Source organism: Mycoplasma sp. 1012 (genome assembly GCF_054343455.1).
This window is the reverse complement of record NZ_JBTGVG010000002.1, coordinates 61,888-71,495: the sequence shown is the minus strand read 5'-3', so window position 1 is coordinate 71,495 and position 9,608 is coordinate 61,888. Positions and strand designations below refer to the sequence as shown.

Sequence of the window (9,608 nt, the reverse complement as noted above, 5' to 3'; positions counted from 1 at the left end):
TTTCTCCTTAAATAAAAACATAAATTTGGTGTCCCAAATTTATGTCCCTGTTTATTCACCTTTTAATATTTTAGATTATTTTATTTTCATCTTCTTTATCTTCGTTTTCTGAATCTAAGATTGGTTGTGTTTCTTGAGTTTCTTTTTCTGTTTCCATTTGAGAATTCTCTTCATTAGAATTTTCTGATTGAACATCTTCAATTAATTTATCTATATCAATTTCTTCTTGTTTTTTATATTCTTCTTTTTCTTTTCTTTCTGGTAATTTCATATATTTAGCAATATATTCAATTTCTTCAGAAACAATAGTTTCATTTTCAAGAAGAGAATCTTTAATTAATTCTAATAATTCTCTATTGTTTTTAACCACTTCTTTTGCTTGTTCGTAAGCTTCAGAAATTATTTTTCTTACTTCTAAGTCTATTTCATGCCCCACTTGGTGTGAAAATGACATATTTTTTGCATAATCTCTACCTAAGAATGGAGAACCTGTATTTTCTTCATATTGAATTGGTCCAAGTGCAGACATACCAAATTCAGTAACCATTCTTCTTGCTATTTTTGTAGCTTTTTCAATATCGTTTGCTGCTCCGGTAGAAATTTCTTTTTGTCCATAAATTAATTCTTCTGCAACTCTACCACCCATAAATGATGCTATTGTCGCTAATAATTCTGCTTTAGTTGCATTATATTTTTCTTCTTCTGGAAGCATTAAATTGTAACCACCAGCATTCCCTCTTGGAATAATAGTGATTTTTTGTACTTTGCTCCCTCCTGGAACTTTAATACCAACAACAGCATGACCAGCTTCATGGTAAGCAACCATTGTTCTTTCTGCTTCTGTAATTGTTCTGTGTTTTTTAGCAGGACCACTCATAACTCTATCAATTGCTTCATCAATTTGTGCTGGAGTTATAACTTCTGTTTTTTCTCTAACTGATAAAATTGAAGCTTCATTTATTACATTTTCTAATTGTGCACCAGAAAAACCTGGAGTTCTTTTGGCAATATTTCTAAAATCAATAGAACTATCAACCCTTTTACCTCTTGCATGTAATTGTAAAATTTCTTCTCTCTCTTTTACATCTGGATAACCAACTGTAATAGTTCTATCAAAACGACCAGGTCTTTGAAGAGCAGGATCTAGAACATCTGTTCTGTTTGTTGCAGCAATTACTAAAAGCCCACTATTATCAGCCATTCCGTCCATTTCTACAAGTAATTGGTTTAGTGTTTGTTCTCTTTCATCATTTCCACCACCAATACCTGAACCTCTGGAACGTCCAACAGCATCTAATTCATCAATAAATATAATCGCTGGCGCTTCTTTTCTAGCTTCTCTAAATAATTCTCTAACTCTTTTTGCTCCCATACCTACATATAGTTCAACAAAATTGGAAGCTGAAATAAATAAGAAAGGTACATTAGCTTCACCTGCAGTTGCTTTTGCAAGTAATGTTTTTCCTGTACCTGGAGGACCACCAAGTAAAATTCCTTTTGGAATTCTTGCTCCAGCTGCTTGATATTTTTGTGGATATTTTAAATAATCCACCAACTCCATAACTTCTTCTTTTACTTCTTTATTTCCAGCAATATCACTAAATTTTTTGTCAGAAGTTATTTTAGTTGCTTGACTACTTTGAAGACCGCCAAATAATCCATTTCCGTTTCCTGAACCCCTAAATTGTCTATAAATAAAAAATAATAAAACTAAAGGGAAACCTACAGAAACTAGTAATGGAATAAATCCTAAAATTCTACTTAAAGTTGATGGTTGTGGAATTCCTAAACTATAATAACCAGTTTGAATTCTGTTATTTAAAATAAAATTAGAAAGAGCAGTTTTAACTTCTTGTCCATTTTGATCAAATTGTTTATAAGCAAGTGCTTTTTGAATTGCTTCAAAATAAGTAGTATCACCCATTATTTTTGCTATATTTCCATTGTATTTATTTGCAATAGTTGGTGAAATTTGCACTATGTAATCTTGAACATAAAAATTATTATTTTTTTGACCACCTATTTCCTGAAATCTTAAAACTCATTCGTTTTCACTGATTGTTATATTTGCGAAGAATTTATCATCAGTAGTGGATGCACTATATTCTCTTATTTTATCTTCAAACTGCGTAATACTAATTGTTTGTGGATGAGAACCAAAAATTAGTTGTCATAAAAATCATAAAAGTATGATAGTTAAAATTGTAATTAATACTACAGTTCACTTTTTTTTCTTTAAAAAATTCATTAATTAATCCTTTCTTCATATTAAGTATTATAAATTATAAGACTTTTAATTGATTTATTAATAAAATTTATAAAAATGATACTTATTTGGGAAAAAAGTCCCTTTTTTCCATTTCAAAAAATAAAATTTCCAATTTTTTTCACTCTTAGTGATAAAAAAATAAATTTAAAAACAGTTTGATTTCTTTTTGCTTTATAGTGCTATAATTTTAAATAATTATGGAAAATGGAGAAATAGTAACAGGTAAAGTTAAAAAAATCTTTAAAAATTACTTTTGTGTCAATTTAAAAGATGGTTATCAAGGTATTGTTTTTATAAAGGAAATTAGTGATTATTACATTCAAAATTTAGAAGAAATGTTTATAATAGGGGATGAAATAAAACTAAAAATTTTAAGTATTAATCACCATACAAAAAAAGCAACACTTTCTTTTAAACAAATAAGACCTAAATACTTAAAAAGTCCTTTTTCTTTTAAATTAACCGAAACAGAAAATGGTTTTAAAAATTTATTAAGATTTACAAAAAACGAGGTAGAAAAATGAAAAAAATAACTTTAAATTTAAAAAATGCAATAAAAGAAGAAGAAATTTTAAAATTTCAAGATCAAGTAACTAAAATTAATGATTCAATGAATGATTTTTCTGCAGTTGGTTCTGATTTTTTAGGTTGAAAAGATTTACCAGAAAATAGCAATTGAAAAGAAATAAATGAAATGAAAAAAGCTGCTAAAAAACTTCATACTGATAATATTGAAGTTTTAGTAGTTATAGGGATTGGGGGTTCATATTTAGGAGCTAAAGCCGCTATTGATGTTATTCAAGGTATGTATCCTGGAATTGAAAGAAAAATGGAAATCATTTTTGCAGGTACTTCCATTAGTTCAAATTCTTTATATCAATTATTAAAATATGTGGAAAACAAAAGATTTGCAATCAATGTTATTTCCAAATCAGGAACAACAACAGAACCTGCTATAGCTTTTAGATTCTTTAAATCTCTTTTAGAATCTAAAGTAGGTGTTGAACAAGCACAAGAATTAATTTTTGCAACTACCGATGCAAATAAAGGAACATTATTTGAAATGGCAAAAATTAAAAAATACCAAAAATTCGTTATTTTAGATAATATTGGTGGAAGATTTAGTGTGCTTTCTCCTGTTGGTTTATTCCCTTTAATTTGTGCTGGAGTAGATATTGATGAAGTTCTTAAAGGTGCTGCAGAAGCTAATGAAATTTATAAAAATAGTTCGCTTGAAACAAATGATGCTTATAAATATGCTGTTGCAAGATTCCTTTTAGGTAAAAAATATAAAGCAGAAATGCTCGTTTCTTATGAACCTAATTTTGCTTTCTTTAATGAATGATGAAAACAATTATTTGGAGAAAGTGAAGGTAAAAATGAAAAAGGATTGCTACCAACATCTGCTATATTCTCAACCGATCTTCATTCATTAGGTCAATTTATTCAAGAAGGATCAAAAATTCTTTTTGAAACAATAATAACCTTAAAACATCCAGAACACGATTTAATAATTAATGAAGATGAAGAGAATTTAGATAAATTAAATTATTTAGTAGATAAAACAGTTCATTTTGTAAATAATGCAGCTTTTGAAGCCACAATGGATGCACACGTAAATGTAGGTAAAGTTCCTAACATTCACTTATTATTAGAAGATTCCAAAGAAAGAAGTTTTGGATGACTAGTAATGTTCTTTGAAAGAGCTTGTGCAATTTCAGCATACTTACTTGGAGTTAATCCATTTAATCAACCAGGTGTTGAAGTTTATAAATCAAATATGTTTAAAATTCTTGGTAAAAAATGAAAATAAAAATCATAAATCTTATACAGGTTTATGATTTTTTTATCAAAAAGTAACTTAACTTATTTAGTAAAAATTTGCTCTCAATTATTTATTTTGACTTCTAAATCACTAATAGAATTAAAGTCTTTCAAATCCATACTATTAATTGGAACCATAAAGGAAAATTGCAATATTTTGTATGAATTATTTAATTTTGTTTGTTTTAAAAATTTAAAATCAGTTTTCCTTTCTTTTGATTTTTCTAACCGAAAATTCATATGAAGTGTTTTGTTGTTATAATCAAAATAAATTGAATTAAACATAGGATAAATTCGTTTTAAAACATCATAATCTAGAGAATTATTTTTAACTATAGTTCCTAAAGATAAACTATCTTTTTTATCAGAAACATCAATATTTAATCCTGATTTTTTTATATTTTCTTGATTAAAATCAGAAGGAACTTTAACATAAAAGTTTATAAGGACTGCTTCACTTAAAATAGTTGGTAATAAATTAATGTCATATCTAAAATTTTTATAATTCAATAATTTAACACTCAAAGCAAAATTATAATTTTCAAAATTAGAAATATTTAAGTTGTTTTCTGTGGAAAATAAAGCATTTTCGCTATTTTTTGAAAATTCTAAAAATTCTTCTTTTTCTTTATTAGAATGATTTATATATTCATTATTAAAATAAATGTTGTGTTGTTTGTCACTTAAAAATAAATTTTTGTTTTCAAAAGTATCTGAATTGGTTAAATCTATTCAAAAAATATTTTTTAGTTTTTCTACGTTCTTAAGATTTTGATTATTGAAAGTATGAATATCAGGATTTCAATCATCAACTAAAGGCTCTGTTGTATAACGAAATTCTCCACCTTCAGAATCGCTATGTATTTTCTTATTTTCTTCTGTTTTAGAATTACAAGAAGTTATGGCAATAGATGAAAATACAAAAGCACTTAAATTAAGCAAAATTCATCTTTTTTTCATTTCCCTCCTTATAATATAATTATACATAATTTGAATAAAATAGCATAATTAAAATACAAAAAGTTCAAACTTTTTCAATTAAACTTTTTGTATTTTTCTATTTACTTTTATTAGTTGACTTTAATTCATCAATATTTACTTTAAATATTTCTCCTGTATAGACCAGATTTTTATCAGAAAATGAATCAAAGGAATTAATGTCCTGTATTCTTTCTGCTTTATATAAAGGAAATTGTGCATTTATTTCAAGACTTAGTTCGTATTCGTTATTTTCTTTTTTATTTAAATAAAAATTAATGTTGTCAAAATTAGAATTATTTATAATGGTTACAAAAGGATAAACAGTTAAACGATCGTTTCTTGAAATTAATGAATTTAAAGGTAAAAACTCATATTTTCACTCATAAGTTTTAGAAGAATCACTATCTTTAATTTTTACTAGTAAATTATTAATTACGTAATTTTTGATTCTTTCAAATAAATTAGCATTTTTAATTAATGAATTCACATTGACTTTGGTGTTTGTATTATTTAGATTTTTAGATTCTTCTTCTAAAAGAGATTTAACTTTCAATTTAGATAAATATTCACTAAATTTTTCTTTATTTATACTGAAATTAAATAATTCATTATCAACATTGCCTTTTTCATTTAAGTTATGTTTTCTTAATCCTGAAAAACTAAATATTTTTAAATACCTTGGAACACTTGCATTAACTTCTTCTTCATCTCTATTGTAAATTCCTACTTCTATATCCAATGTTCCTTCCAAATCATCTGCTTTAACACCTAAAACTTCATAATGAAATTTTGGATTATTATTGTTTTCTATATTTCTTTCTAAAAATTTTGTTATTAATGAAGGATTTAGCTTAATTTTAGAATTTCTAAATAAGTCTTTTGCATTTGTGCCAGAAACTAAAAATTCATAATTTAGTATCGTTTCATTTTCGCTTTTCGGTTGATTTTCTATATCTTGAAAACTCTCTCTATTTTCGTTATAAAGTAATAAACTCGCTATTAGTGAAGGGTAAAGTTCTTTTATTTCTGATGACAACTCTTTTGTTCTTAAAAAGTTTTCTTTTTCAGTGTCTTTTTCTGTATTTTTGTTTTGAAAATAACTAAAACCTTTTAAAGAAACAAAAATATCTTTTTTGTTGTTTTTTTCTGTATAAAAGGAAATTTTAACATTATCTATTATTCCTACATTATTTTTTACATCACTAATTTCTTTAGAAAAAGTAGCTATAATTTTAGAAAATTTATGTCTAATATCATAAGGTAAACTTATGCTAGAACTTAAACTTTCTGTATCGTTATTTTTGAATCTTTCATAAAATGAAGATGAATCGTAGGTTTTATAAAAATCAATTACATTTAATGAATTACCAAGTTGGTCAATTGATTTCATTATTTCTTGCTCATTTTCATCTAAAATTTTGCTATTTTTTGTTCTAAAAATTGTATTTATTTCTTCTTTTATAGGGGAAATTGATATAGAAATATCAGAATTAGGTTTATTTGCACCGATTGAAATTAATTTATAATTTGTATTTTCTTCAAGATTTTCAATTTTAAACTCTCTTTTGTTTTCAATTGCTTTTGGAGTTACGTAATATTCTCTTGTTTCGGAAGTATCTAAATTTTTAAGAACAAAAGAAAAAGTTACATCTTTTTCAACATTTAAATTAAAACCTACTTCAATTTCAACAGAAGTTTCTTTAACATTTTTAAACTTTAAATCATTAACATCATATGAAATTACTTTAATTGGAGTGAATGGTGAAATATCAGATTCATTTTGCTCTTTTTTACAGGAAACAGCAACAATAGATGTTGTAACTATTGATGTTGCTAAAACTAAATTTATTAATTTATTTTTCTTTTTTATCATATTTTAAATATAACACTTTTTATTTTAAATTTATAAAATTTTGCAAATTTCTTTTAAAATAAAAAGAATTAGATAATCTTTTATATAAAATTCATTATTATCTTACTTTTTCAATAAAAAAAAGTATAATTTAAAAAAGAAATTACAAGATGTTTTTATTAAATTAATAATTAATAATGAAAAGAAAGGAAAAAATGGCAAAAATTAGCATTTTTGGTTTAGGGGGATTAGATGAAAATGGAAAAAACTCCTATGTTATTGAAGTAAATAATTCTATTTTTCTAGTTAATGCAGGAGCAAAGGTTCCTATAAGTTCAACTAATGGTGTAGATACTTTAATCCCTGATTTTACCTATTTAGAACAAAACAAAGACAAAATTAAAGGAATATTCATTACAGATGGGAAAAATGAATCTTTTTCAGCAATCCCTTGATTATTGATGAAAATAAAAGGTTTAAAAATATTTTGTTCACCTTTTACTAAATTTTTAATTTTAGACAGGATTTCAAAGTATAAAATAGGACACACAGATTTTGAAGTTATTTCAATAACAAATGAAAAAATTGACTGTAATGATGCAATAGTTAAATCTATTCCACTCGCTGGATCAATGCCTGGAGTTTATGGATACAACTTTGAAACAGAAGATGGATCTATTGTTGTGATGCTTAATTTTGTTGTTGGATCTTTAAATATATATGGAACTACAAATTTAGATTATATTAAATCATCAATTGAATCTCCAAAAGGAATTCACACTTTATTAATTGATTCTGGAAGAGCTAATTATAAAGGAAAAGCCATTGATAAAATAGATGTGACTCCATCTATTGAAAATATTTTTTTCAAAACTGATCAAAATTCTAGAATTGTTATTGGTTCATTTGATGAAGAAATGGCCCTTTTACAAGAAATTTTAGATTTAGCTAAAAAATATGATAGACCTGTTGCTGTTTATGGTAGAACATACGGGCAACTTGTAGATCTTATTAAAAAAATAAAATATGAAGGTCAATTTTTAAAATTACCTAAATTTATCGACTATAAAGAAGTTAATAATCATAAAAATGCTGTTGTATTAATCACCTCTACAAGTGAAAGACTGTATCAAAGATTCTTAAGAATTACAGAAAATAACGATGTATTTTTTAAATTATTAAGCACTGATACAGTAATTATGATTGCACCACCATTAAATGGTTTAGAAGTTCTTTATGCTATGACTTTAGATGAAATTGCAAGAATTACCCCTAAAGTTGTAGATATTACAGAAAATGAATATTATAGAATAAGACCTGCAAGAGAAGATATTTTCCAAACTGTTTCCAGTTTGAAACCTAAATACTTTATCCCTTTACAAGGACTTTATAGATATTTTGTGGTTGCATCTGAAATAGCAGCACTTGCTGGAGTTAATAAAAGTAATTCTATCATTTTACAAAATGGAAAAATAGCAACTTTTATTGATGGAAACTTATTTTCACAAAAAGGAACCCTAAAACAAGTTGGTGAAGTAATTATAGATGGTTTTGGAATTGGAGACATTTCTTCTGAAGTAATAAAAGAAAGAGAAACTCTTGCTCGTGATGGAATCATAACAATAACAAGTTTAGTGGAATACAAAAGTAAAAAACTTCAAGGTGATTTACAGATAAATTCTTCTGGAATTATTTCTAAAGAAAACAAAAATATAATTCATGAAATAATAACTTCTGCTTTTTATCAATCCTTTTTAGATGCAGAAAAAATAGTTTTAAAAGATTTACAAGAAAAAATTAAAAAAATAATTAAAAAGAAAATTTTCAAAATTTTTGATAAGGAACCAATCATTGTTGTGGTGTTTTATGAAATTTAAAAACAGAAATGTTGAAAAAATTTTAGAAAATAAATTTCTTTGATTTATTATCATAATTATTCACTTAGCACTAATTGTTTTTGCATTTTTAAATATCAAAGGTTTAACTACTATTTATTCATACACTATTGGTCTTTTGTTTGGAAATTTAGCATATTCTTACTTTTTAATTGTTTTTATTTTGTGCATAATAAAATTGAGTACACCTAAAATTATGTTTATTAAAAATTTCAAAATAGACTTGTTTTTAATTAGTTTATTTTTAATTTTTGTAAATATGTTTGTTTCTTTTATAGTGCTTGAAGTTGTGCAATATGAAGGCAATTTCTATTTTAGTGTGGGTGCTAATGTTTGAAATCACAATTTTCAAGAGTGATGAAATACTTTAGCTCCTGAAAAAGTAAATTCATCTTTACCAAATTTAAATCACTTGGGATTTATCAATATTTTTCTTTATTCTGTACTAAAATCCACCACTTCAGTAATAGGGGTTATTCTTGTTCCTCTTGTAGCATTTATAACTTACTTATTGGTAAAAATATTGATTTTTATGAAAAAAATGCCCAAAATTAAGAAAAATGAAAAAAATGAAGAAAAAATAGTAAAATTTAAAAAGAAAAAAATAAATCAAGAATCAACGGAGGATAAAGAAGGAATTTCAAAAGATGAAGTTAGTGTTAAGCAACATCAAGAAACTTATGACAATCAGAAAGTAATTGATGAAAATAAAGATAACCCATCTAAAAATAATTTAGACTTAAATGAGACTTTACCTTTTGAAAATCCTTTTGATTAATATATGGAA

At 25.2% G+C, this 9,608-nt stretch carries 7 protein-coding genes; 4 read left to right on the top strand and 3 right to left on the bottom strand.

The genetic code is table 4. The features are described 5' to 3' along the window. Positions 1-70 precede the first annotated feature (70 nt). Entirely contained in the window at positions 71-2,248 is a 2,178-nt protein-coding gene (gene ftsH / locus ACXX89_RS00720) for an ATP-dependent zinc metalloprotease FtsH (protein ID WP_458557288.1), read from the bottom strand. Between the two features lie 218 nt (positions 2,249-2,466). On the opposite strand from ftsH, the gene ACXX89_RS00715 reads away from it, so the two are divergent. After that, complete coding sequence (locus ACXX89_RS00715; RefSeq protein ID WP_436358692.1) at positions 2,467-2,802, top strand: S1 RNA-binding domain-containing protein; 336 nt, start codon at positions 2,467-2,469, stop codon at positions 2,800-2,802. Further along, a complete protein-coding gene (locus tag ACXX89_RS00710) occupies positions 2,790-4,082 on the top strand; it encodes a glucose-6-phosphate isomerase (RefSeq protein ID WP_458557287.1) in 1,293 nt (430 codons plus the stop codon). Before ACXX89_RS00715 ends, ACXX89_RS00710 begins: the two co-directional genes overlap by 13 nt. A 53-nt stretch (positions 4,083-4,135) precedes the next feature. Here the strand turns inward: ACXX89_RS00710 and ACXX89_RS00705 are convergent, their stop codons facing one another. Beyond that, positions 4,136-5,053 carry a hypothetical protein gene (locus tag ACXX89_RS00705; RefSeq protein ID WP_458557286.1) on the bottom strand — a complete coding sequence of 306 codons (918 nt, stop codon included), beginning with the start codon at positions 5,051-5,053 and terminating at the stop codon, positions 4,136-4,138. 97 nt (positions 5,054-5,150) lie between these two features. Beyond that, positions 5,151-6,947, bottom strand: coding sequence for an LppA-related lipoprotein (locus tag ACXX89_RS00700; RefSeq protein ID WP_458557285.1), 1,797 nt, complete (start codon positions 6,945-6,947; stop codon positions 5,151-5,153). A 194-nt stretch (positions 6,948-7,141) separates the two neighbouring features. Between ACXX89_RS00700 and ACXX89_RS00695 the strand changes: the two genes are divergently transcribed. Together ACXX89_RS00695 and ACXX89_RS00690 are read left to right on the top strand one after the other, a co-directional pair. Next, the gene (locus tag ACXX89_RS00695; RefSeq protein WP_458557284.1) at positions 7,142-8,803 is read left to right on the top strand and encodes a ribonuclease J; all 1,662 of its coding nucleotides are present in this window, start codon (positions 7,142-7,144) and stop codon (positions 8,801-8,803) included. Further along, on the top strand, positions 8,793-9,599 hold the full coding sequence (locus ACXX89_RS00690) for a hypothetical protein (protein ID WP_436358697.1): 807 nt from the start codon (positions 8,793-8,795) through the stop codon (positions 9,597-9,599). The genes ACXX89_RS00695 and ACXX89_RS00690 overlap by 11 nt, the downstream gene beginning before the upstream one ends. Positions 9,600-9,608: the final 9 nt, after the last annotated feature.